Source organism: Sinomonas sp. R1AF57, assembly GCF_002224485.1.
GTDB lineage: Bacteria > Actinomycetota > Actinomycetes > Actinomycetales > Micrococcaceae > Sinomonas > Sinomonas flava.
This window is the reverse complement of the sequence record NZ_CP022463.1, coordinates 3,764,683-3,786,726: the sequence shown is the minus strand read 5'-3', so window position 1 is coordinate 3,786,726 and position 22,044 is coordinate 3,764,683. Positions and strand designations below refer to the sequence as shown.

Here is a 22,044-nt window from a genome sequence, read left to right as displayed (position 1 = left end):
GGGCGGTCCTCCTCAAAGGAAGTCGATTGGTTCGAACGATGTACGATATTTCGGACAGGTGCTCGGTGTCCGCGCCTGCCGACACTGAAGCCGTTATGGAGGAGCTGGAGTGGCACGCTTGACCCCTGCCGTGGTGCGGAGCCTGGATATCCTGGAGCTCTTCCTCGAGGCCAGGCACGGCCTCACTGCCCCGGAGGTGGCGCAGCGCACTGGCCTTCCCCGGACGACAGTGCACGAACTGCTCACGACCCTCGTCGAGCGCAGGTACCTCCGGCGGGACGAGCGCGCCACCTACCATCTCGGCCTGAGCGTCTTCCGGCTGGGCAACGCCTTCGCTGAGCGCCTCGACCTGCGCGCGGTAGGACTGCGCGTGGCCGAGTCCGTCGTGCAGGAATGCGACGAGACGGTCCACGTCGGGATGCTCGACGGCGCGGACCTCGTCTACATCTGCAAGGTGGACAGCACCCATTCGGTGCGCATGGTTTCGAGGATGGGAGGCCGGGTGCCGGCTTCCTGCACCGCGGTCGGGAAGGTGCTCCTGGCCCACCTCCCGGACAGCGAGCGCAAGCGGCTCGTGGGCAAGGGGCTGTCCAGGCTCACCCCGAACAGCATCACCGAGCCCCATGTGCTCGCCAACCAGCTCGACGAGATCCGGGCCTCCGGGATCGGATTCGAATCCGGGGAGTCGACGGCGGACGTCTCGTGCGTCGCGGCGCCAGTGCGCGACCACACGGGCTCGGTGGTCGCCGCCCTGAGCATCTCCGTGCCCGACATGCGGTGGAACCTCCGCAGTCCCGAGGAGTGGGCCGGCCTCGCGGTCGACGGCGCGGCCCGCTTCAGCTCGGAGCTCGGCTACAGCTGAGGCGATCTCGGGGAGCACGCGGTGCGCGCCGCTCCCCGGCTTGTCACCGGGTGAACGCAACATGATCCCGCGACACCCCCGCCGTGGACTTCACCCCGAGGAGCTGCATCGAGCGCACGTACTGGCCGCGCAGGATCTCGACGGCACGCTCGACGCCGCGCTCCCCGCCCGCCATGAGGCCGTACAGGTACGCGCGCCCCACCATTGCCGCATCGGCGCCGAGCCCCACAGCGGCGAGCACATCACTTCCGGACATGACGCCGCTGTCGATGAGGATGGTCGGCCCGTCTCCCAGCCTCTCGCGCACCTCCGGCAGGATCCGCAGGACTGTGGGCGACCGGTCCAGCTGCCGTCCGCCGTGATTGGAGAGCACGACGCCGTCGCAGCCGAGCCCGATGACGCGTTCCGCGTCCGCAACGTTCTGGATCCCCTTCACCAGCAGCCGGTGCGGCCACACCTCACGGAGCCACGCGATGTCGTCGAAGGTGAGACCAGGGTCGAAGATCTGGTCCGCCACGTCGGCAGACGTGCCCCCGAAGCCGCGCAGGGAGGCGAACTCGATGGGCGGAGTCGTCAGCTTGTCGAACCACCAGGAAGGGTGGAGGGCCATGTCCGCGAACGTCTTGGCGGACAGCGACGGGGGGATCGTGAGCCCGTCCCTCAGTTCGCGGACCCGCGCGCCGCCCACCTGGGTGTCCACCGTCACCATGAGCACTTCGTAGCCGCTGTCGAGCACCCGCCGGATCAGGCCCTCGGTCTTCTTCCGGTCCTTGGCAATGTAGAGCTGGAACCAGTTGTTGCCCTCTGGCACCGCCTGGGCCAAGTCCTCGACCGTCGTGGTGCCCACCGTCGAGAGCGTGTAGGGAAGGTTGTGCCGGGCCGCCACACGTGCAACGCCCTTCTCGCCGTCGTTGTGCATCATCCGGCTGTAGCCGGTGGGCGCAAGCACGAGAGGGAAGTCGACCCTGCGGCCGAAGAGCTCCGTGCTGGGATCCGGGTCCGACACGTCCCGCAGGACCGAGGGGATGAACTCCACGTCCCGGTAGGCCTGGCGGCACCGGGCCAAGGTGACTTCATCCTCCGCAGCCCCGTCGGTGTAGTTGAAGACCGACTTCGGCGTCGTCTTCCTGGCGCTGTCCCGGAGATCCGAGATCGTGAAGGAGCGGGCGAGCCTCCGCCGCAGGGGGTCGAGGTCCAGTGGGCGGAACTGCAGCAGTTCGCGCAGTTCGGACCACTTGGGCAATTGACGGTCGTCCATGACATTCTCCTTGGTCCGATATTTCGGACGGGTCATCGGTATTTCGAAGAGACCACGAAAGGGAGATTCTTTGGCAAGGGTTGGGTTACGGGCCGTTCTTGACCTCTAGATCCCGGGCTACCTAGACTCCCAGTGTTCCCGATCACCCTAACCCGACAGCGGGTCTGGTCGCTACTTCGACCACTGTTCGAAATATCGGACGCACAAAGCTGTGTGTCCCCGGAAGGAACCTTCAATGTCCGCAACTCCTCCCCCGCCGCAGGCTGCCCCTCGGGTCGTGCTCCGGTCGGCTCAGGACGTCACCGAACTCGTCAACAGCGGCAAGCTGCAGAAGGGCAAGTCCTTGGCGATCACCCTGATCGCCCTCGGCGGCATCTTCCTTGACGCCTACGACTTCACCTCGCTCGCCTTCGGCATCCCCTACATCGCGAAGGACTTTGCGTTGGACCCCGGGATGCTTGCCTTGGTCTCCGCGTCGATCATGATCGGAGCCCTTGTCGGATCCGTCGTCGGCGGCTACTTCGTCGACCGGCTCGGCCGCTTCAAGGTCTTCATGGCAGACATGGTGTTCTTCGTCGTCGCCGCCATTGCCTGTGCCCTCGCACCCGATGCGTGGACTCTGGTCATCGCGCGCTTCATCATGGGAGTCGGGATCGGAGTCGACTTCCCCGTGGCCTTCAGCTTCCTGGCCGAGTACGCCTCCCAGCGCAAGAAGGGCGGGACGGTCTCCCTCTGGCAGCCCATGTGGTACGTGGCGGTCGCCTCGACCTTCGCGCTGCTCATCCCCGTGTACTTCCTGTTCCAGGGCATGAACTGGGGGGAGAACCACATGTGGCGGGTCGTGGTCGGATTCGGCGCAGTCCCGGCGCTCATCATCATGGTGTTCCGCCAGAAATACATGGCGGAGTCGCCGTCGTGGGCCGCGCAGAATCTCGGGCTCGACGAGGCGGCCCAGATCCTGCGGAAGACCTACGGCGTCGACGCCGAGGTGGCGGCGGACGCCGTGGACCCCAGGGCCGAGCGCAAGCAGTTCCAGATGACGCTCACCCAGGCGTGGGGCAAGCTCGTCAGCACGAAGTACCGGGCCCGGACCGTGTTGGCCGGCGTCATCAACATGGGCCAGTCCATGGAGTACTACGCTGTCGGCTTCTTCGTGGGGCAGATCGTGCTCGCCCTCCTGCACACGCAGAATGTCATGACCAACATCGTCTCCTCGCTGATCCTCAACGTGTGCTTCGGCGTCACCGGCGGCTTCCTGGGCGCGCGGCTCTCAGGCCGGATCGGCCCGCGCAAGCTCTCCCTCTTCGGCTTCTGCGGCACGTTCGCCTGCATGGTGATATCGGGCAGCCTCAGCAACGTCGAGGGCGCCTGGTCGATCGTGGGCTCCCTCGTGGTGGGCCTCCTCATCTTCTGCCATGCCGCAGGCCCCGGTGCCCAGGGCATGACGATGGCGACGATGTCCTACCCGACCTCCCTGCGCGGCGCGGGCACGGGCTTCACGCAGATCGGCGTGCGCCTCGGGGCCATCGCGGGGCTGGTCTTCTGGCCGCTGGCGACTGCCGCCTTCGGGATGAAGGCGCTGCTGGTCCTGGCCGTCGTGCCGGCCATCGCGATCCTGGTCATCCTGGTCAACAAGTGGGACCCGCACGGACGCGACATCGACGCCGAGGACTACGAGAGCGAGGCCCCTGCCGGCGCTCTCAGCACCACTGTCGAAGGAACCAGGCCATGAGCGCCGTCACAGGAGTCATGCCGGTGGCACCCACCATCTTCAATGACGACGAGACTCTGGACCTCGACGGCCAGCGCAGAGTCCTGGACTACCTCGTCGACGGCCAGTCCGACGCCGTCTGCGTCCTCGCGAACTACTCCGAACAGTTCTCCCTGACGGACGAGGAACGCGAGCAGGTCCTCCGGACGACGCTCGAGCACGCGGCAGGCCGCCTTCCGGTCTGTGTCACGACCAGCCACTTCAGTGCGCGGATCGCCAGGGAACGGAGCCTCCGCGCCCAGGAGCTCGGCGCCGAGATGGTCATGCTCATGCCGCCGTTCTTCGGCGCGACCATGAAGGTCGACGACGAGGCGGTGCTGGAGTACTTCAAGCGCGTGGCCGACGGCGTGGACATCGACATCATGATCCAGGATGCTCCGATGAGTCCGACTGCCCTTTCCGTGGGCCTCCTGGCCCGGATCGCCCGCGAGGTCCCGCAGGTGAACTACGTGAAGGTCGAGACGCCCCAGGCCGCCGACAAGCTCCGGTCGCTGGCTGCAACGGCAGGAACAGACCTGCCGGGCCTCTTCGACGGCGAGGAGGCGATCACGCTGATCCCCGACCTCGAAGCGGGCGCCCGCGGCACCATGAGCAGCTGCATGGTCCCGGACCAGCTGGGGCAGATCGTGCGTGACTTCCACGCGGGCGAGCGGGACAGGGCAGTGGCGGCATGGGAGGACCTCCTTCCGTTCATCCACTTCGAGAACCGCCAGTGCGGACTGCGCGCCACCAAGGTCCTGCTGAAGGAAGGCAACATCATCGGCAGCGACATGACCCGATCTCCGATCGGCGAGCTGCATCCCGACACCCGCGCCCAGCTGATCGACATCGCCAAGCGCAAGGACCCCCTGATCCTTCGCTGGGCGTGACTGTGGGGCTGGCGGCGCAGCGCCGCCAGCCCCGACCCGCACCATCGACCGCCGCCCCCAGGAGAACCCATGACGAGCACACGCACCAGAATCCTCATCACTGACAGCGACTTCGGGTCGACCGAGATCGAACAGCGGATCGCCGACGCGCACGACGTCGAGCTGACGCTGGCACAGTGCCGGACCGAGGACGACGTCCTGCGCGCGGCCGAGGGCGTGGACGGGCTCGTCGTCCAGTACGCGCCCATCACCCGCCGCGTCGTCGAAGGCCTCCCCGGACTCAAGGCCATCGGCCGGTACGGCGTCGGCGTCGACACTGTCGACGTCGAGGCGGCCACTGACCACGGCGTCGCGGTCTCCAATGTCCCGGACTACGGAGTCGACGACGTCAGCGACCATGCCATTGCACTCGCGATTGCGCTCGGCCGTGGCCTGCCCGATCTCGACCGCGGCGTGCGCGAGGGACGCAACGCGCTGCACTCGGTCGGACCGCTGCACCGATTCTCGTCACAGCGGTTCGGGGTGGTCGGGCTGGGACTCATCGGAGCCGCAACCGCGGCTAAGGCCAAGGCCCTGGGCTATGCGGTGGCGGGCTACGATCCCCTCCGCGCGCCGGGCACGACGACGGACGAGGGAGTCGCGGTCCTGACCTTCGAAGAGCTTCTCGCCACCTCGGATGTCATCTCCCTCCACGTCCCTCTGAACCGGCACACGCACCACCTCATCAACGCCGGAACGCTCGGCCTGTTCAAGCACGGCGCGACCCTCGTGAACACCTGCCGCGGCGGCGTCGTCGACACCGCGGCCCTGGTCGAGGCGCTCCGGGACGGACGGATCGGGGCTGCCGGGCTGGACGTCTTCGAGGAGGAGCCCCTCCCCCTGACGAGCCCGCTGCTTGGCCTCGACCGTGTCCTCCTCACGCCGCACGCGGCGTGGTACACCGAGGAGTCCAGCGTGGAGCTCAAGCGCCGGACGGTGGAGAACGTGATCGACGTCTGCCAGGGAAGGACGCCGCGCAACATCCTCAACCCCGACGTGCTGGCGGCCCGCCCCGTGAGGTGACGGGCCGCCGTCGTGCGCCTTCTACCGGCCCTCCGTCCGGTCCCGGTCGTTGACGAACTCGCCCGGGCGGAGGTCGATGAAGGCCGCGCCGTCGAGGCCGAGGGACTCGGCGCTGGCCTGCAGCGACGAGGTCTTGGCCACCGAATCCCAGTGGCCCGTGTCGAGGCGGTGGTCCATCGCACTGATCGCGGCGATGTTCTCGGCGACGGTGAAGTTGCAGTGGCCCGTGCGGTCGACGAACGCCTGGCGGAGCAGGGATTCGTTGCCGGCCCGGCGGACGGTCTCGGCGTACTCCTCCTGGTACTCCACCGGGGCCAGGAGATCAACGTTGGTGTGGGTCGCCAGGACGGGCACCTGCAGCTTGCCGGTGGGGGTCGAGGTCTTGAGCATCCAGGCGAGGCCCTCCTCGCTCGGCGTGATGGCCGCGTTGCGGGTCAGCGTCGCGAGGTCGGCGGTGAGGTCGGCGCCGGCGAGCCCGTACATGTACCTGATCTGCTCGCGCTGCGGTGACGCGCGCACCAGGGCCGCGTAGTCCACGCCCGCGTTCCACCCGCTGTCCCCGCTGGCGGCGTCGACGATGGTGTACCGGCGCTCGATCACCGTGGGCAGCGTGTCGAGGACCAGCTGCGCCTGGGCGGCGGCGAGTGCCTCGCGGTTCTGTGGGTCGACGCCGTCGAGCTGGGTGGGCGTGTTCAGCAGCGCGGCGACGAGGGCAATGCGCGCCCTGCCCTCGGCGGTCGTGGTCGCCGCCTGGAGCGCGGCCTTGAGCGCGGCGATGGTCTTCTGGGACTGCTCCGGGGTGGTGAACCCCGTCAGCTGGACGTCCTGGCCGGGCAGCAGGAGCTGGGCCGCAGCGTACGCGGCGTCGAGCTGGTAGTTGTTCAGCGCGACGCCGCCGCCGACCAGCCCGCACGTGCTCACGGCGCCGTCGATGCCGGCGCCGGGGACCTCGGCGAGGAGGCTCGTGATGAGCCCGCCCATGGAGCGGCCGACGGCGATGACCCGGGAGGCCTTGCCGAACTGGCCCTGGACCGCGGCGAGGGTGTCGAGCTGGTCCTGCACGGCCGAGCCGAGCGCCCAGCCCGTCGTGGCGTAGGACGACGACGCCACCGCGTAGCCCCGGGCGATGAGCTGCCGGGCGGTGGGGTCGAATGAGGCATCCCACGCCGGATTGCTGGTCCCTCCCCGGAAGCCGTGGGAGAAGAGCACGAGCTCCCCGGTCCAGTTCGCCGGAACCTCGGCCTGCCACGTGGCACCGTCGGGGAGGGTGCCGGTGGCCACGGTGCTGGCGGCCGCAGCGATGGGGGTGGCGTCGGCGACGGTGCTCGCGGCGGGGGCCGCTGACGCCGGGGCGACGGCGCCCGCGGCCGTGGCGAAGGCGGCGCAGAGGGCCACCGCCGAGGCGAGGACGGGCTGGCGCAGCCGGGGAAGAGAGACCATCAAATTACCTCCGCTTGTGAATAGTTCATTTGGTGAACTGATCCTGATCGCTTGCGGAAGGTGTGTCAAGGGTCACAGGCACGACGGCGCGCGGCGGGGTCCGCGGCTAGAACGCAGCCTTGGTCAGGAGCCGCGCGAGCTCCTGGCGCTCCTTGGGCGTGAGATCGCCGAGCGATTCCTCGGTGGCAGCGTCGACAGCCTCCTTTGCGCGGGCATAGAGCTCCAGCCCCGCCTCGGTGGGAACGATGACGTTCGACCGCCGGTCGCGTGGATCGGCCGTCCGCTGCACCAGCCCGCGCCGCTCGAGCTCGTCGAGGATCGCGACGACCCTGCTCGGGAGCATGACCAGGAACTCGCTGAGCTCGCGCTGCGTGGGTTTGCGGCCGCTGCACACCACGGCGAGGGCCGAGTAGCCGCGGACCTTGAGCCCCAGGCCCGCGAGCGCGCGGTTGGCGTCTGCGGAGCCGAGGGACGCCGCGCGGGCCATGAGGAAGACCGGCTCGGCCACGAGGCCGATCCCGTCGAAGCGTCCGGACCCACCGGACCCCTTCGCCTCGGCCCCCTTCCCGTCGGGGCCTGCCGACGCCGTGCCGGTCTCCGCGGGAGTGGGGGAAGCCATGGCAACGCTCGCTTTCGGGACGGGTCCAGCCCATCCTATCCGCGGGCCCGACGTGTCAGGATGGGCTATGCCGGACCGCCTGATGCTGCTGGACACCGCCTCGCTGTACTTCCGTGCCTTCCATGGCGTGCCCGAGTCGATCAGGCGCGACGACGGCACGCCCGTCAACGCGGTGCGCGGGCTGCTGGACATGATCGCCCGGCTCACCGCGGACTTCGAGGCCACCCACCTCATCGCCTGCTGGGACGACGACTGGCGGCCCCAGTGGCGGGTCGACCTCATCTCCTCGTACAAGGCGCACCGGGTCGAACGGGAAGTCCCCGGCGGTCCGGACGTGGAGACCGTCCCGCCCGGGCTCGTCGCGCAGGTCCCGCTGATCCGCCACGTGCTCGCGGTGGCGGGCATCGCCGTCGTGGGTGTGCCGGAGCACGAGGCCGACGACGTGATCGGCACCTATGCCGCCCGCCCCGAGTTCCCGGTGGACGTGGTGACCGGCGACCGCGACCTCTTCCAGGTGGTCGACGACGAGCGCGGCGTCCGCGTCATTTATACCGCGCGAGGCATGAAGAACCTCGAGGTGGTGACGGACGCCGTTGTCGTGGGCAAGTACCGGGTCCTGCCCGAGCAGTACGCGGACTACGCGGTGCTGCGCGGCGACGCCTCGGACGGACTGCCCGGCGTCGCCGGCATCGGCGAGAAGTCCGCCGCGACGCTGCTAGCACGCTACGGCACGCTCGAGGGGCTGCTCGAGGCCGCCGACGACCCGGACAGTGGCATGCCCGCAGCGGCACGCACCAAGCTGAGGGCGGCCGCGGACTACCTGAAGGTGGCACCCGATGTCGTGAACGTCGCCCGCGACCTGGACGTGCCCGCGCCCGCCGAGGCCGGGGCGCAGCTGGGCGCGGTCGACGGCGACGCCCGCCTCGAGCTCGAGCGTCTCGCCACGGACTGGAACCTCGGCGGCTCCGTCAAGCGGTTCCTCGCATCGCTCGACAGGTACCGCTGACCGGACAGATACCGCTGAAAGCCACGGAAGAGAAGCCCACAGAAGGGAGAGGGAGAGATGGGAAAGGTCATCGTGATGAACCACGTGACGCTGGACGGCGTCATGCAGGCGCCGGGGAGGACCGATGAGGACACGCGGGACGGATTCGAGCACGGGGGCTGGGCCGTCCTCCGCAGCGACGAGTCGATCCCCGAGGCGATGGGCGAGCGCATGGGCCACTCGCACGCCTTCCTCTTCGGGCGCCGCACCTACGAGCAGCTGCTCTCCTCCTGGAACGACCAGGGCGGACCGTTCAAGGACGCGCTCAACTCGACCCAGAAGTACGTCGCCTCGGCGAACCCCTCGGCGCGCCTGGACTGGCCGAACTCCACCCTGCTCGGCGGGGACGTGCCCGCTGCCGTCGCCGAGCTCAAGAGGGAGTCCGAGGACAACCTCGTGATCATGGGCAGCGGCGTCCTGATCGCCTCGCTCCTGCCCGCGGGCATCATCGACGAGTACCTGCTCATGATCCACCCCCTCGTGCTCGGCACCGGACACCGGATGTTCGATGCCGGAACGCGCGTCTCGCTGCGGCTCGCGGACTCCCGTCCCACGGCCACGGGGGTGCTGATCGCCCGCTACGTGCCTGACCGCAGCTAGCGCCGAGCCAGCGCCCCCAATCCGCCCGCCCACACCGCGCCGAACTGGAGCCATGGGCGAGAACATCCTGATCGGCTTCCTCGGCGGGCTCATCACCGGCATCTCGCCGTGCATCCTGCCAGTCCTCCCGGTGATCTTCTTCTCCGGCGGCCTCGACAGCGCGCGGCAGGCGTCGCGGTGGCGGCCGTACCAGGTGATCGCGGGGCTCGTGCTGAGCTTCAGCGTCGTGACGCTGCTCGGCTCGCTCGCGCTCTCGGCGCTCGGGCTCCCGCAGGACGTGCTGCGCTGGGCCGGAATCGTGATCCTGGCCGCGGTAGGAGTCGGGCTCATGGTCCCGCGGGTCGAGGAGTGGCTCGAGAAGCCCTTCTCGTGGATCCCGCAGCGCCAGGTCGACGCGCGGCGCGGCGGATTCGGCCTCGGCCTGGCGCTCGGCGCCGTGTTCGTGCCGTGTGCGGGGCCGGTGCTCGCCGCGATCACCGTCTCGGGCGCCACCGGCCGCATCGGGCCGGAGACGGCCGCGCTCACGCTCGCGTTCGCCGTCGGCGTCTCGGTGCCGCTGCTCGTCTTCGCCCTCGCCGGCCGCCGCCTCGCCGAACGGCTGAAGTCCTTCCGCAGGCGCCAGCGCGGCATCCGCATCACCGCCGGCGCGCTGATGCTCGCCCTCGCCGCAGGCCTCATCCTCGACGTCCCGGCGGCGCTGCAGCGACTCATCCCCGACTACACGGCATCGCTGCAGGACAGCCTCCGCCCCTCCGCAGGCACGCCGTTGGACCTCGGGGGCCTCGTCACCGACGAGAACCGCGGCCTCGGCGCCTGCACCCAGGGCTCGACCGCGCTCCAGGACTGCGGGCCCGCCCCCGAGCTGCGCGGCCTCACCGCGTGGCCCAACTCCACCCCGCTCACCCTCGAGGGCCTCCGCGGCCGGGTCGTGCTCATCGACTTCTGGGCCTACTCGTGCATCAACTGCCAGCGGTCCCTGCCGCACATCGTCCGCCTGCAGGAGGCGTACCGCGACGCTGGCCTGACGGTGGTCGGCATCCACACGCCCGAGTACGCGTTCGAGCGCGAGCAGCGCAACGTCGAAGACGGCATCCGCCAGCACGGCATCACGTACCCCGTCGCCATGGACAACTCCTACGCGACGTGGACGGCGTACCGGAACCGGTTCTGGCCCGCACAGTACCTCATCGACGCGAACGGGACCGTCAGGCACATCCAGCAGGGAGAGGGCGGGTACGCGGACACCGAGCCGCTCGTGCGCGAGCTCCTCGCCCAGGCCAGACCCGGCGTCGCACTCCCCGCGCCGGTCGAGGACGGGACCGCCGCCGCGCCGCAGGCCGGCAGCACCACGCCGGAGACGTTCCTCGGCGTCGCCAAGGAGGGCAACTACTCCGGGCCGGAGCCCTACCGCTCCGGCCCCGGCACGTTCACGTACCCGGCGCAGCAGCGCGCGGATTCGTTCGCACTCTCGGGCAACTGGCAGCTCGAGTCCCAGCGGATCGTCGCACGGGAGCCAGAGGACGCGCACGACGCCGCGGCCTCGCCCGGCGCTCCCGCCTCGCCTTCCGCTCCGGTCCACTCAGGCGTCCGACTGAGCTTCCACGCTCGCCAGGTCCAGGCCGTGGTCGGCGGGACCGGGACGCTCACGGTCCGCGGGCCGGACGGCGAGCGCACGCTCGACGTCGGCGGCACGCCCCGCTCCTACGTCCTCCTCGACGGGGAGGCCCAGCGCGAGGGGACCCTCGAGGTCGAGGCGAGCGCCGGCGTCGAACTCTACTCGTTCACGTTCGGGTGAGGCGCACCGAGTGGACAGGCCGCGCGCGGGCGAGAAGGATCTCCACCATGACCAGAACCCACCGCATCGCTGTCATCGCCGGAGACGGCATCGGCAAGGAAGTCGTCCCGGAGGGCCTGCGGGCGCTCGGGGCGGCCGCCGAGGCCTTCGACTTCCGCCTCGAGACCACCGAATACGACTTCGCGAGTGCCGACTACTACGTGCAGCACGGCAAGATGCTCCCGGACACCTGGTTCGAGGAGCTGCGCGGCTTCGACGCGATCTTCTTCGGCGCCGTCGGCTGGCCGGACGTCGTGCCGGACCATGTCTCGCTCTGGGACAGCCTCCTCCAGTTCCGCCGCCACTTCGACCAGTATGTGAACCTGCGGCCCGTGAAGCTGCTGGCGGGCGTGAAGAGTCCCCTCGCGAACCGGGCGCCGGGCGACGTCGACTTCTATGTGGTCCGCGAGAACACCGAGGGGGAGTACTCGAGCGTCGGCGGGAGGATGTTCGAGGGCACCGACCGCGAGACGGTCCTCCAGGAGACCGTGATGACCAGGACCGGCGTGGACCGCATCCTCAGGTACGCGTTCGATCTGGCCCAGACCCGGCCCAAGAAGCACCTCACCTCCGCGACGAAGAGCAACGGCATCTCGATCTCCATGCCCTACTGGGACGAGAGGGTCGAGGAGATGGCCGCCGGCTTCCCCGAGGTGAGGGTGGACAAGTTCCACATCGACATCCTCGCGGCGAACTTCGTCATGCACCCCGACTGGTTCGACGTGGTCGTGGCCAGCAACCTCTTCGGCGACATCCTTTCGGACCTCGGCCCCGCGTGCACGGGAACGATCGGCGTGGCCCCCAGCGGGAACATCAATCCCGAACGGAAGTTCCCGAGCCTCTTCGAACCGGTCCACGGCTCCGCACCGGACATCGCCGGCAAGGGGATCGCGAACCCAGTCGGGCAGATCTGGAGCGCCGCCATGATGCTCGACCACCTCGGTGAGGGCGCGGCAGCCGCCGCGGTGCAGCGGGGCTTCGAGGACGTCCTGGCCCACGGCGGCCCCGACGTGCTGACCCCTGACCTCGGAGGCCAGGGGACCACCGAGGCACTCGGCAGGCGCATCGCGGAGGAGATCACGGCGGTGGCCCTCGCCGACTCGGACCGCTGACGACGGACGCGCGTGTCCTGGGCATGCGGTAGGCGCGCCTACGTCGCGATCGTGCGCAGAATCTGGCGCGCCACCAGACGGTCGACGCCGGGCAGCCGGGTGGCGCGGATAACCCACCGGCGCAGGAGGCGCTGGGCCCTGTTCGCCGGGAGGAACGTCGACGCCGCCCGCCTCCCGGACGTCTGGGCCGTTTCGACAGTGGGCCTCCACCGCCGCTCGAACTCGGCGAGGGCGTCCTCAGCCTCCGCGCGGGAATTGGCAGGGCCGAGGAGATCGCCCAGAAGGGCCGCCCCGGCGATCGCCAGGGAGCCGCCCTGGCCCGCCAGGAGGGAGACGGCCCCGCAGGCATCGCCCACCAGGACCGCACCGCCCGTGTGCCAGCGCGGCATCACGATCTGGGCCACGACGTCGTCGTAGGGATCCTCGGGGCACAGCTTGAGGAGGCGGTCGACCGCGTCGCCCAGGCCGGCGAACTCCCGCCGCAGCCGGTCCCGGCGCGTCTCTCCCGAGGTGAGGGGCCCGTTGTCGCGGTAGACCATGAGGGCCGCCACCTCGTCAGACCTGAGGCTGTAGAGGGCGGCCGTCCGGTCGATCGTGTCGCTGAGGGTGAAGCGGTTGCGGAAACGGCCGTTGAGCTCAGGGTCGGCCACGATGAAGGCGGCGGCTCGCATCCCGAGGGGGCGCAGGTACTGCTCCTCCGGGCCGAACACGTGACTCCTGACGCTCGAATGGATGCCGTCTGCGCCGATGAGGACGTCACCGGCGGACTCCGCGGCCTCCGCCCCGTCGAAGGAGACCCGCACTGCGCCGTCGTCAGCCGTGGCACCGGACACCCCGACGCCGTACCGCACGCGGATGCGGCCGGCGGGGACGTCTTCGAGTGCTGCGAGCGCCGCCTTCTCCATGTCCGGGCGCAGCAGGCTGAGCACCTTGCCTCCGGCCAGACGGGCGAACCGGTCATAGTCCAGGCTCGCGCTGACCCGGCCCTCGGCGTCCACGTACTGCGCCGCTTCCACGCGGTACGCGGTGGCCTTGAGCCGCGGGTAGAGGCCGATTCTCACTGAGGCATCGACCCCGGGCCCGAAGAAGTCCATCATGTACCCGTCCAGGCGGGGTCCCGCAGACCTCTCGAGGAGTTCCACCTGCCAGCCGGCCAGGCCGAGCTGCCGGGCAGTGACCAGCCCGGCGATGCCGGCCCCGACAACGAGCGCTTTCATCGTTCCAACCCATCTCAGTGGTGGTGAGGGTGATCCCGGTTCGGCCCGGCGTCGTGGTGCGCGTGGTCCTGCTCGTCGGGGCTGCCGCCCATCATCTTGAGCATCTCGACTCCGCCGTTCCTGAAGAACCGGACCAGCAGGAACGCCGCGAGGGCCAGGAAGGCGATGTTCAGCCAGGTGGTGTAGTTCCACGAGACCCCGGCCTCGAGCACCGTGGCGCTGCGGCCGTGGGGGGTCAGGCCGGTGACGGCGAACAGGAGCTCCACCGCGTACCCGGCCAGGACCATGGCGAGGTAGAAGGTGCCCGTGATCCTCAGGGCGGCCCTGGTCCCGTAGTACTTGCGGTAGATGAGGATCACCGGGATGACGATGAGGTCGGCGAAGATGAAGCTGGCCACTCCGCCGAAGCTGATCCCGCCGTTCCACAGGACCGCGGCGAGCGGGACGTTGCCGACCGAGCACACGAAGCTGACGACGGCGATGAGGGGCCCGACGATGGGGCCCCACACGGCGGCGAGCACGGGGTTTCCCTCGAAGAAGAAGGCGCGCAGCCATTCCTTCGGCACCCAGGTCGCGAAGGCCCCGGCGATGAGCACGCCGACCACTATGTCCTTCCACACCGCTGCCCAGTCCATGACGAAGTAGTTGGCGACGGCGTCCAGTCCCTTCCGCGACATGAGCCTCTGCCAGAAGCCGCCCTCCCCGTGGACGGACATGTCCATGGCCGCATGTCCCTCCATGGACCCGGCGATGCCCTTCTCGGCCTGCTCGCGGGCGGCGTCGACGATCTTCCCGCGCATCCAGAGCCGGAAGAACAGGGCGACCAGCACGATCATGATGGGGCCTCCGATGAATTCGGCGAGGGTGAACCGCCAGCCCATCAGCAGCGCAAGGATGATGCCGAGCTCCAGGACGAGGTTCGTGGAGGCGATCTCGAAGGCCATCGCCGAGGCCATGCTCGCCCCCTTGCGGAAGAGAGACCGGGCCAGCGCGACCGCCGCGTAGGAGCACGACGACGAGGCGGCGCCGAGGCCGCTCGCTGCGGCCAGGGCCTTGGGGGAGTCACCGGAAAGGAGCCTGGTGATGCGCTCCTTCCGGACCACCGCCTGGATGATGCCCGAGAGCGTGAACCCGAGCACGAGCGGCCAGAGGATCTGCCAGGCCATGGCGCCGGATGCCGCCAGTGCCTTCACGAGGTAATCGAGGATCTGCATGGGCTCTTCCTTCTTTCCTTGCCGGGGTCCGGCGTGCCGCTCTCCTCAGCCGGATGCCTGGCTGACGGCGAAGGCCGTCAGGAAGCCGACGGCGGCAATGAGGCCGGTCAGAATGTGGTGCTCTTCGAAGGCCTCGGGGATCATCGTGTCGGCGAGCATCGCCAGGATGGCCCCGGCCGCGGTGGCGGTGATGAAGGCGACCAGTTCTGCCGGGGCGCTCTGCATGGCGGCATAGCCGATCAGGGCCGCGATCCCGGAGATGAGGGCGATCCCTCCCCACACCCCGAAGACATAGCCGGGGCTGCGGCCAGCGCGCTTCATGCCCGCTGTGCTCGAGAGGCCCTCGGGGACGTTGGAGATGAACACCGCGGCGAGCATGGCGGGGCTGACCGCACCGCCGGTGATCAGTCCCAGGCCAAGGACGACGGACTCGGGGATGCCGTCCAGAAGCGCGCCGATGGCGATGGCCGTGCCACTGCCCGGCTTCTCCTGCTCTGAGGGCTGCTTGCCGTTCGAACGCTTGCGGTGCTTGGCACCGGAGCGGGCCAGAAGCGCATTGGCCCCGACGTAGACGAGGGCACCGGCCAGGAACCCCGCGATGGTGGGCCAGAGCCCGCCGCCCTGCTGGGCCTCCTCGACGAGATCGAAGGCGAGGGCCGAGATCAGCACACCGGCCCCGAACGACATGACCGAGGAGACGACCTTGGGCGGGATGTTCCACTTCCACGACAGCCCGGAGCCCAGCAGGAGCGCCGCCCCCGCTAGCGTGCCCCAGAGAAGTGCCTGCAGCCACATCGGCATGGTGCCTCCCCCTTTTAGAGGCCGAGGACGATGAGCGTCTCCGGTGCCGGTTCGCCGGCTGCGACGGAGAAGGCACCCAAGCCCTCGACGATGATTGCGAGCTCCCCGGCGCCGGCGCGCTGGAGGATCTCGGCGATGGCGGCCCTGCGGCGCTCGGTGGCCTCCTGCACGATCGCGGCCCCCTTCGGCCTGAGAGCGACGAGGACCTCTCGACGGCTGTCGGGGCTTGGCTGCCGCTCCACGAGCTCGGCCTCCTCCATACGGTCGAGGAACCGACTGAAGGTCGACGGGACGCTCCCGAGCTTCCCGGCGAGGGCTCCGATCGGTGTCGGTCCGCAGCTGGCCAGGACCACGAGGACGCGGAACTGCGGCAGGCTTACCGACTCGAGGGCGTTCGAGAGCGAGCTCGCGACGATCCCCAGAAGTGCCCGCGAAGCGCGAAGCACCGCCTCCACGTCGTCATGCCCGGCCTCGCTTGGCCGTTGCGCTGTCTCCGCTCCCATGCGCCAGTCCTTCCCTGATAGTGTCATCTGCAAACAAATGCTGTTCTGCATATATTCTCATTCTGCAATCAAGGGAGCAGTGCGATGCAATCTGCCGCCGTCCGGGGCGCCAAGGTCAGACGTCTTGGCCGAACAATGGCGGAACGCCTAGGAGTGGGGTCCCTGCACCTCGTGCTCCTGTCCTTGGCCGTGGGCGTCGGGGCCGGCCTTGCCGCTGTCGCGTTCCGCTGGCTCATCGTGGGTGCAACCCAGCTCTTCTCCGGCACCGCGGACTACGCCGCGACGCAGGGAAACCCCGCAAACCACTGGGTCCCCTGGCTGGGGCCGGCATTCGTCGTCCTCGCGCCTGCCGTCGGCGGGCTCGTCTACGGGCCTCTCGTGCAGCGCTTCGCCAGCGAGGCGAGGGGCCACGGCGTCCCGGAGGTGATGTACGCCGTCGCCCGCAAAGGCGGCCGCATCAAGGGCCGCGTTGCAGTGGTCAAGGCCCTCGCGTCTGCGCTGACGATCGGTTCCGGCGGCTCGGTGGGCCGCGAGGGCCCGATCGTGCAGATCGGCTCGGCCCTCGGCTCCCGGCTGGGAACGCTGGCCGGCTCCTCGGAGGCCCAACTGCGCACGCTCGTTGCCTGTGGCGCCGCGGGCGGCATTGCGGCGACGTTCAACGCCCCGATCGCGGGCGTCTTCTTCGCCCTCGAGCTGATCCTGCGGGACTTCGCGGCCCGCTCGTTCGCCGCCGTCATGCTGTCCTCGATCGCCGCGTCCGTCGTCGGTCGCTCCCTCCTGGGCAACTACCCCTTCCTCCAGCTCCCGACGTTCACCGTCTCCAATCCTGCCGAGATGCTCCTGTTCGCCCTCCTCGGCCTGGTCGCGGGCGGGGTCGGAGTGCTCTTCTCGAAGGTGCTGTACGCGGTCGAGGACGTGTGCGACTGGCTCTGGCGCGGCCCGGAATGGCTCCGGCCCGCGGTCGGAGGCCTGCTGCTGGGAGCCCTGCTCCTGGTCCTCCCGCAGATGTACGGGGTCGGGTACCCGGTCTTGGAGAACAGCGTCCTCGGCCACTACGCGTTCGGCTTCCTGCTGCTTCTGGCGGCGGCCAAGATCCTCGCCACGAGCCTGACCATCGGCATCGGCGGCTCGGGTGGCGTGTTCGCCCCCTCGCTGGTGATCGGCGCGACCGTCGGCGCCGCCTTCGGCGAGGCCGCGGGCGCCGTCTTCCCCTCGCTGGCCGGACAGGCCGGGGCGTTTGCCCTGGTGGGTATGGGCGCGGTCTTCGCCGGCTCGACGAGGGCTGCGATCACTGCAGGGCTGGTGATCTTCGAGCTCACCGGGGAGTACACGCTGATCCTGCCGCTGCTGCTCGCGGTCCTCGTCGCCACCGCCATCTCGGCAGTGGCCAGCGGCGACACGATCTACACCCGCAAGCTGCTCCGCCGCGGCGTCGACCTCTCAGCCCCCGCCCCTGGAAGGGCCGGGCTGCGCGGGCACACGGTCGCCGAGGCCATGGGCGCCCCGCCGCAGGCGCTCGTCGACACCCTCTCTGCGCGCGAGGCCGGCAGGTTCCTGGCCGAGGCCGGTGGGAGGGCCCTACCGGTCGTCGACAGCCAGGGGAAGCTCACGGGCGTGATCACCCCCGGTGTCCTGGCAGAGGGGCTTGAGGACGACGACGCCGACCTCCTCACCGTCGGCGCGCTCGCCCAGGGCTCGGGAGCCCTGGGCGAGGACGAACCCCTCGAATCCGCGGCCGAGGCCGTTCTCGCTGCAGAGCAGACCGGCGGGCTCCCCGTCACCGACGGACAGGGGCCCTGCGCGGGTGGCTCAGCACCGAGCACGTCCTGCGCCGGATCGTCGCCGCCTCATCGTGAGGTGAACCCTCCCGCTTGATCCGTTTCCCCGGGGAGATCCGGGGAAGCTCCGAGCCAGTCAGAGGTTGCCTGCGTCATCCTCGAACCCACCGGGGAGATCAGCGTCCTCCGCCGCGGAACCCCGCTGGCGCGGGACATGTTCCATGGCGTCCGCGGCATCGAGCACCTCCGAGGCCTGTTCTCCTCGGACGAATGAGACCTGCCAGCCTGTGGCAGCGTCGCGCGCCTTCTCCGGGAGTCAGTTTGCGGGCTTGCGTGAGCGAGGGCGCTACTGCAGCGCGTCCGCCCCGGCCTGGGCCACGGTGTGGTCGTTCTCGACCGTGCTGCCGCTGACGCCCACGGCTCCGACCACCGCGCCGTCGACCTTCAGCGGGATCCCGCCCGGGAACGTGATGAGCCCGCCGTTGGAGACCTCGATGTTGTAGAGCGGGCCGCCGGGCTGGGACAGCGCGCCGATGTCACCGGTGTTCATGTCGAAGAAGCGCGCGGTGCGGGCCTTCTTCTGGGAGATGTCGATGCTGCCGATCCACGCGCCGTCCTGCCGGCCGAACGCCTTGAGGTTGCCGCCGGCGTCGACCACCGCGATGTTCATCGCGGTGCCGATCTCGCGGGACTTCGCGAGGCTGGCCTCCACGACGGCCTGCGCCTGCTCGAGCGAGATGTCGTTCATGCCCTTCCCATCCTTCCGCTTGCGCCGCGCCCGCGCGCGGCCCGGGTGCCCCGAGGGAAGGCTACGTCCGGGCAGGCCGATCAGTCCCGGGTTCGCGCACCCCTATTTCGGGCGCCCGCCGCCGCGGGAAGCCGAAGCGGTCCAGGTCCTCCGCCGCACGCACGACGGCGCCGCCCGCCCGCCGCCGCGCCTGCCCTTCCAGCTCCGCCACTTCGGTGTACCGCGAGGAGAAGTGGGTCAGGACGAGGCTTCGGGCGCCCGCCCGTCCCGCGATCGCGCCCGCCTGCCCAGCCGTGAGGTGGAGGTACTGCTCGGCGAGCGCGGCGTCGTCGTCCGCGAACGTGCACTCGGTGACCAGCAGGTCCGCGGTCTCGGCCAGCTCCTCGGCGCCCGCGCAGGGTGCCGTGTCCATGACGAAGGCGAAGCGCTGGCCGGCCCGGGGCACGCTGACGTCCTCGAGCCGCACGCCGCGGAGCCGCCCCTCGCGCTGGAGGCGCCCGACTTCGGGGCCGGCGATCCCTGCGGCCGCGAGGCGCTCGGGCAGGAGGGTCCGCCCCGCGGGCTCGGTCAGCCGGTAGCCGAACGCGTCGATCCTGTGGCGCAGCGGCCGGACCTCGAGGTCCTCGGCGATGTGCCCGGCCGCCCCGTGCGGGACGAGGCGCAGGTCGACGCCGGGTGAGGCGACTGCGACGAGCGCCCGCACCATCGGCTCCCCCGACGCGGGGTAGTGCAGGTGCACGGGGTGCTGCACGCCGTCGAGCGCCATCCGCGAGAGCACACCGGGCAGGCCGTAGCAGTGGTCCCCGTGGACGTGGGTGAGGCAGATGCGGGTCACCTGCGCGGCGGCGACGCCCGCGTGGATCATCTGCCGCTGGGTCCCCTCCCCCGGGTCGAACAGGAGGCCCTCGCCGTCCCACCGCAGGAGGTAGCCATTGTGGTTCCGGGTCCGCGTGGGGACTTGGGAGGCCGTGCCGAGCACCACGAGTTCGCGCATGCTGCCCAGTATGGGGGTGGCCAGTGCGAGGGGGGCCCTGACAGGGCACCCCTCAGGCAGGTGTTCCGCCGCGCGCTCTGGGTAGGGTTCTTCGGGGAAAACATCTCGCCCGAGATCCGGGCGCATCCACCACCGCGAGGAGACGCATGCTGACCGCACACGCCTATGCCGCCACGTCCGCCACGGACCTGCTCGTTCCGACGACCGTCGAGCGCCGGGATCTGGGCCCGCACGACGTGCTGATCGAAATCAAGTACGCCGGCATCTGCCACTCCGACATCCACACCGTCCGTGCCGAGTGGGGTCCGGCGCCGTACCCGCTGGTCCCCGGCCACGAGATCGCCGGCGTCGTGGCCGAGGTCGGCTCCGCGGTGACGAAGCACGCGGTCGGCGACCGGGTCGGAGTCGGCTGCATGGTCAACTCCTGCGGCAGGTGCGTGAACTGCCGCAAGGGCGAGGAGCAGTTCTGCCTCGAGGGGAACACCGGAACCTACGGCGCAGTGGACCGCGACGGCACCATCACCCAGGGCGGCTACTCGACCCGCGTCGTCGTCACGGAGGACTTCGTCCTCCGCATTCCAGGCGGCCTCGAGCTCGACGTCGCCGCACCCCTCCTGTGCGCGGGGATCACCACCTACTCCCCACTGAGCCACTGGGGCGCCGGCGCCGGCAGGAAGGTCGCCGTCGTGGGCCTGGGCGGCCTCGGGCACATGGCCGTGAAGATCGCCGCCGCGATGGGCGCAGAGGTCACCGTCCTCTCCCAGTCCCTCAAGAAGCAGGAGGACGGCCTGCGGCTGGGTGCGGCGCACTACTACGCCACGGGCGACCCGTCCACGTTCGAGCAGCTCGCCGGCTCCTTCGACCTCATCCTCAACACCGTCAGCGCCCAGATCGACCTCAACGCCTACCTGTCCCTGCTCGCGGTGGACGGCGCGATGGTCAACGTCGGTGCGCCCGCCGAGCCGCTGTCAGTCAAGGCGTTCTCGCTGATCATGGGGCGGCGCTCCTTCGCGGGGTCGCTGATCGGCGGCATCCGCGAGACGCAGGAGATGCTGGACTTCTGCGCGGAGCACGGCATCGGAGCGGAGATCGAGGTGATCCCGGCGGAGAAGATCAACGACGCCTACGAGCGCGTCCTCGCCTCGGACGTCCGGTACCGCTTCGTCATCGACACCGCGACCCTCGTCCCCTAGCAGCCGTGGCGCCGGTCCCTGTTCGGGTGGGGGTCTGACGGGTAAGAGTGCCCTGTCCCAGACCTACCCACGCGAACAGGAGCCGAGGATGCATCTCATAGGCAGGGCGGTCCGCGGCGCGGCCGCGGGAGCGGCGGCAACGGCCGCGATGACGGCGGTCTTCGGGGCCGCGGGAGCGTCGGGCATGATGCACCGGCAGCCGCCGGAGAGGATCGTGCGCACCTTCTTCCCGGGGATGTCCCAGCCGGGCAAGGAGGGACTCGCCCTCGCCTCCCACTTCGGCTATGGGATGGCCGGCGGCGCGCTGTACGCCTGTGCGGTGCCGGGGCGGCTTCAGGAGCCGGGGACCGGCACGGCCTTCGGCGCGCTGGTCTGGCTCGCCAGCTACGAAGGATGGCTGCCGGCGCTCGGGATCTTCCCTCCCGCCCACAAGGACCGGCCGGGAAGGGCGGCGAGCATCTACGCGGCTCACCTGGTGTACGGGTGGACCCTCGGGTGGGCGGCACAGCGGCTGCGGCAGAAGGCCGCCGAGCGGGGCGCGGAGGCTGCGGGGCGCCCCGCCCGGCGGGCGACCGCGGCCTAGCTCCGCTGCAGCTCCTCGCGGGCCTCGGCGATGGCCTGGGTGAGGCGGTTCATGATGCCCGCCAGGAACTCCAGCTGCTGGGGCGTGTAGTCGGCGAGGACAGGCAGCATGTGCCGCACCATCGGGTCGAACATCTCCCTGCCGGTCTCGCGGGCGCTCGGCGTCGGAGTCACCTCGATCTGGCGCCTGTCCTCGCTCGAGTGCCTGCGTTCGAGGTGGCCCGACGCCTCCAGCCTGTCGATGACCGTGGTCATCGCCGCGGAGCTCAGGACGAGCCGCTCGCGGAGGGCGCCCGGCGTCGTGGTCTCGCCCTGCCGTTCGGCCTCCATGACGGCATTCAGCGCGTGCACGTCGTTGCGTGCGAGCCCATGCTTGCGCCGGACCGTCTCGGCGTAGCGGTCCGCCTCTGTGGTGAACTTCTGCAGGAGGAACAGGAGCTCGAACCCCGGGGCGGAGCGGAAGGCGTCGCGCGGGTGGCTGGCCGCCTCGGTGCCGCGGGACGGTGCCGTCTCGTGGGGGTCGGGCTCATGATGCACGGAGG

Annotated in this window: 21 protein-coding genes; 11 read left to right on the top strand and 10 right to left on the bottom strand. The window is 70.1% G+C overall.

What is annotated here, in order from left to right:
• The first annotated feature begins 109 nt into the window (after window positions 1–109).
• Complete coding sequence (locus CGQ25_RS17525; RefSeq protein WP_208711079.1) at window positions 110–862, top strand: IclR family transcriptional regulator; 753 nt, start codon at window positions 110–112, stop codon at window positions 860–862.
• A 43-nt stretch (window positions 863–905) separates the two neighbouring features.
• Here CGQ25_RS17525 and CGQ25_RS17520 read toward each other — a convergent pair whose 3' ends face one another.
• A complete protein-coding gene (locus CGQ25_RS17520; protein WP_208711078.1) occupies window positions 906–2,120 on the bottom strand; it encodes an alpha-hydroxy acid oxidase in 1,215 nt (404 codons plus the stop codon).
• A gap of 235 nt (window positions 2,121–2,355) precedes the next feature.
• Here CGQ25_RS17520 and CGQ25_RS17515 point away from each other — a divergent pair, with 235 nt between their 5' ends.
• The 3 genes from CGQ25_RS17515 (at window position 2,356) to CGQ25_RS17505 (ending at window position 5,822) form a co-directional block, all read left to right on the top strand.
• A complete protein-coding gene (locus CGQ25_RS17515) occupies window positions 2,356–3,852 on the top strand; it encodes an MFS transporter (RefSeq protein ID WP_208711077.1) in 1,497 nt (498 codons plus the stop codon).
• Entirely contained in the window at window positions 3,849–4,760 is a 912-nt protein-coding gene (locus CGQ25_RS17510; protein WP_208711076.1) for a dihydrodipicolinate synthase family protein, read from the top strand. Before CGQ25_RS17515 ends, CGQ25_RS17510 begins: the two co-directional genes overlap by 4 nt.
• Before the next feature lie 69 nt (window positions 4,761–4,829).
• Window positions 4,830–5,822, top strand: a complete 993-nt coding sequence (locus tag CGQ25_RS17505; RefSeq protein ID WP_208711075.1) for a C-terminal binding protein — start codon at window positions 4,830–4,832, stop codon at window positions 5,820–5,822.
• Window positions 5,823–5,843: 21 nt separating this feature from the next.
• On the opposite strand, the gene CGQ25_RS18655 is transcribed toward CGQ25_RS17505, so the two are convergent.
• Window positions 5,844–7,262 carry a S9 family peptidase gene (locus CGQ25_RS18655; RefSeq protein ID WP_208711074.1) on the bottom strand — a complete coding sequence of 473 codons (1,419 nt, stop codon included), beginning with the start codon at window positions 7,260–7,262 and terminating at the stop codon, window positions 5,844–5,846.
• Window positions 7,263–7,368: 106 nt separating this feature from the next.
• Window positions 7,369–7,881, bottom strand: a complete 513-nt coding sequence (locus CGQ25_RS17495) for a MarR family winged helix-turn-helix transcriptional regulator (protein WP_208711073.1) — start codon at window positions 7,879–7,881, stop codon at window positions 7,369–7,371.
• Between the two features lie 67 nt (window positions 7,882–7,948).
• Between CGQ25_RS17495 and CGQ25_RS17490 the strand changes: the two genes are divergently transcribed.
• From CGQ25_RS17490 to CGQ25_RS17475, 4 genes are read left to right on the top strand one after another with little or no spacing between them, the layout of a single operon-like run.
• A complete protein-coding gene (locus CGQ25_RS17490) occupies window positions 7,949–8,887 on the top strand; it encodes a 5'-3' exonuclease (protein ID WP_208711072.1) in 939 nt (312 codons plus the stop codon).
• 57 nt (window positions 8,888–8,944) lie between these two features.
• Window positions 8,945–9,526, top strand: a complete 582-nt coding sequence (locus tag CGQ25_RS17485) for a dihydrofolate reductase family protein (protein ID WP_208711071.1) — start codon at window positions 8,945–8,947, stop codon at window positions 9,524–9,526.
• Window positions 9,527–9,578: 52 nt separating this feature from the next.
• Window positions 9,579–11,321: a cytochrome c biogenesis protein DipZ gene (locus CGQ25_RS17480; protein ID WP_208711070.1), complete on the top strand. Its 1,743-nt coding sequence runs from the start codon at window positions 9,579–9,581 to the stop codon at window positions 11,319–11,321.
• Between the two features lie 47 nt (window positions 11,322–11,368).
• Entirely contained in the window at window positions 11,369–12,472 is a 1,104-nt protein-coding gene (locus CGQ25_RS17475; RefSeq protein ID WP_208711069.1) for a tartrate dehydrogenase, read from the top strand.
• Window positions 12,473–12,510: 38 nt separating this feature from the next.
• Here CGQ25_RS17475 and CGQ25_RS17470 read toward each other — a convergent pair whose 3' ends face one another.
• The 4 genes from CGQ25_RS17470 to CGQ25_RS17455 are packed head-to-tail and all read right to left on the bottom strand — an operon-like array spanning window position 12,511 to window position 16,207.
• Window positions 12,511–13,689: an FAD-dependent monooxygenase gene (locus tag CGQ25_RS17470; RefSeq protein WP_208711068.1), complete on the bottom strand. Its 1,179-nt coding sequence runs from the start codon at window positions 13,687–13,689 to the stop codon at window positions 12,511–12,513.
• Between the two features lie 14 nt (window positions 13,690–13,703).
• Window positions 13,704–14,903: a permease gene (locus CGQ25_RS17465; protein WP_208711067.1), complete on the bottom strand. Its 1,200-nt coding sequence runs from the start codon at window positions 14,901–14,903 to the stop codon at window positions 13,704–13,706.
• Between the two features lie 45 nt (window positions 14,904–14,948).
• A complete protein-coding gene (locus tag CGQ25_RS17460; protein WP_208711066.1) occupies window positions 14,949–15,704 on the bottom strand; it encodes a ZIP family metal transporter in 756 nt (251 codons plus the stop codon).
• Between the two features lie 14 nt (window positions 15,705–15,718).
• A complete protein-coding gene (locus CGQ25_RS17455) occupies window positions 15,719–16,207 on the bottom strand; it encodes a MarR family winged helix-turn-helix transcriptional regulator (protein WP_208711065.1) in 489 nt (162 codons plus the stop codon).
• Between the two features lie 135 nt (window positions 16,208–16,342).
• Between CGQ25_RS17455 and CGQ25_RS17450 the strand changes: the two genes are divergently transcribed.
• The gene (locus tag CGQ25_RS17450) at window positions 16,343–18,082 is read left to right on the top strand and encodes a chloride channel protein (RefSeq protein WP_208711064.1); all 1,740 of its coding nucleotides are present in this window, start codon (window positions 16,343–16,345) and stop codon (window positions 18,080–18,082) included.
• Window positions 18,083–18,331: 249 nt separating this feature from the next.
• Here the strand turns inward: CGQ25_RS17450 and CGQ25_RS17445 are convergent, their stop codons facing one another.
• The gene (locus CGQ25_RS17445) at window positions 18,332–18,733 is read right to left on the bottom strand and encodes a heme-binding protein (RefSeq protein ID WP_208711063.1); all 402 of its coding nucleotides are present in this window, start codon (window positions 18,731–18,733) and stop codon (window positions 18,332–18,334) included.
• Window positions 18,734–18,794: 61 nt separating this feature from the next.
• Window positions 18,795–19,727, bottom strand: coding sequence for a ribonuclease Z (locus CGQ25_RS17440; RefSeq protein ID WP_208711062.1), 933 nt, complete (start codon window positions 19,725–19,727; stop codon window positions 18,795–18,797).
• 146 nt (window positions 19,728–19,873) lie between these two features.
• Between CGQ25_RS17440 and CGQ25_RS17435 the strand changes: the two genes are divergently transcribed.
• Both CGQ25_RS17435 and CGQ25_RS17430 read left to right on the top strand, forming a co-directional pair.
• The gene (locus tag CGQ25_RS17435; RefSeq protein ID WP_208711061.1) at window positions 19,874–20,920 is read left to right on the top strand and encodes an NAD(P)-dependent alcohol dehydrogenase; all 1,047 of its coding nucleotides are present in this window, start codon (window positions 19,874–19,876) and stop codon (window positions 20,918–20,920) included.
• Between the two features lie 88 nt (window positions 20,921–21,008).
• On the top strand, window positions 21,009–21,503 hold the full coding sequence (locus CGQ25_RS17430; protein ID WP_208711060.1) for a DUF6789 family protein: 495 nt from the start codon (window positions 21,009–21,011) through the stop codon (window positions 21,501–21,503).
• On the opposite strand, the gene CGQ25_RS17425 is transcribed toward CGQ25_RS17430, so the two are convergent.
• On the bottom strand, window positions 21,500–22,039 hold the full coding sequence (locus CGQ25_RS17425; protein ID WP_208711059.1) for a MarR family winged helix-turn-helix transcriptional regulator: 540 nt from the start codon (window positions 22,037–22,039) through the stop codon (window positions 21,500–21,502). The genes CGQ25_RS17430 and CGQ25_RS17425 overlap by 4 nt on opposite strands.
• Window positions 22,040–22,044 lie beyond the last annotated feature (5 nt).

Bases quoted from the DNA above. Each gene is read 5' to 3' on its own strand.
- CGQ25_RS17520 (WP_208711078.1), bottom strand. From the start codon at position 2,120: ATGGACGACCGTCAATTGCCCAAGTGGTCCGAACTGCGCGAACTGCTG.
- CGQ25_RS17515 (WP_208711077.1), top strand. From the start codon at position 2,356: ATGTCCGCAACTCCTCCCCCGCCGCAGGCTGCCCCTCGGGTCGTGCTC.
- CGQ25_RS17510 (WP_208711076.1), top strand. From the start codon at position 3,849: ATGAGCGCCGTCACAGGAGTCATGCCGGTGGCACCCACCATCTTCAAT.
- CGQ25_RS17505 (WP_208711075.1), top strand. From the start codon at position 4,830: ATGACGAGCACACGCACCAGAATCCTCATCACTGACAGCGACTTCGGG.
- CGQ25_RS18655 (WP_208711074.1), bottom strand. From the start codon at position 7,262: ATGGTCTCTCTTCCCCGGCTGCGCCAGCCCGTCCTCGCCTCGGCGGTG.
- CGQ25_RS17495 (WP_208711073.1), bottom strand. From the start codon at position 7,881: ATGGCTTCCCCCACTCCCGCGGAGACCGGCACGGCGTCGGCAGGCCCC.
- CGQ25_RS17490 (WP_208711072.1), top strand. From the start codon at position 7,949: ATGCCGGACCGCCTGATGCTGCTGGACACCGCCTCGCTGTACTTCCGT.
- CGQ25_RS17485 (WP_208711071.1), top strand. From the start codon at position 8,945: ATGGGAAAGGTCATCGTGATGAACCACGTGACGCTGGACGGCGTCATG.
- CGQ25_RS17480 (WP_208711070.1), top strand. From the start codon at position 9,579: ATGGGCGAGAACATCCTGATCGGCTTCCTCGGCGGGCTCATCACCGGC.
- CGQ25_RS17475 (WP_208711069.1), top strand. From the start codon at position 11,369: ATGACCAGAACCCACCGCATCGCTGTCATCGCCGGAGACGGCATCGGC.
- CGQ25_RS17470 (WP_208711068.1), bottom strand. From the start codon at position 13,689: ATGAAAGCGCTCGTTGTCGGGGCCGGCATCGCCGGGCTGGTCACTGCC.
- CGQ25_RS17465 (WP_208711067.1), bottom strand. From the start codon at position 14,903: ATGCAGATCCTCGATTACCTCGTGAAGGCACTGGCGGCATCCGGCGCC.
- CGQ25_RS17460 (WP_208711066.1), bottom strand. From the start codon at position 15,704: ATGCCGATGTGGCTGCAGGCACTTCTCTGGGGCACGCTAGCGGGGGCG.
- CGQ25_RS17455 (WP_208711065.1), bottom strand. From the start codon at position 16,207: ATGGGAGCGGAGACAGCGCAACGGCCAAGCGAGGCCGGGCATGACGAC.
- CGQ25_RS17450 (WP_208711064.1), top strand. From the start codon at position 16,343: ATGGCGGAACGCCTAGGAGTGGGGTCCCTGCACCTCGTGCTCCTGTCC.
- CGQ25_RS17445 (WP_208711063.1), bottom strand. From the start codon at position 18,733: ATGAACGACATCTCGCTCGAGCAGGCGCAGGCCGTCGTGGAGGCCAGC.
- CGQ25_RS17440 (WP_208711062.1), bottom strand. From the start codon at position 19,727: ATGCGCGAACTCGTGGTGCTCGGCACGGCCTCCCAAGTCCCCACGCGG.
- CGQ25_RS17435 (WP_208711061.1), top strand. From the start codon at position 19,874: ATGCTGACCGCACACGCCTATGCCGCCACGTCCGCCACGGACCTGCTC.
- CGQ25_RS17430 (WP_208711060.1), top strand. From the start codon at position 21,009: ATGCATCTCATAGGCAGGGCGGTCCGCGGCGCGGCCGCGGGAGCGGCG.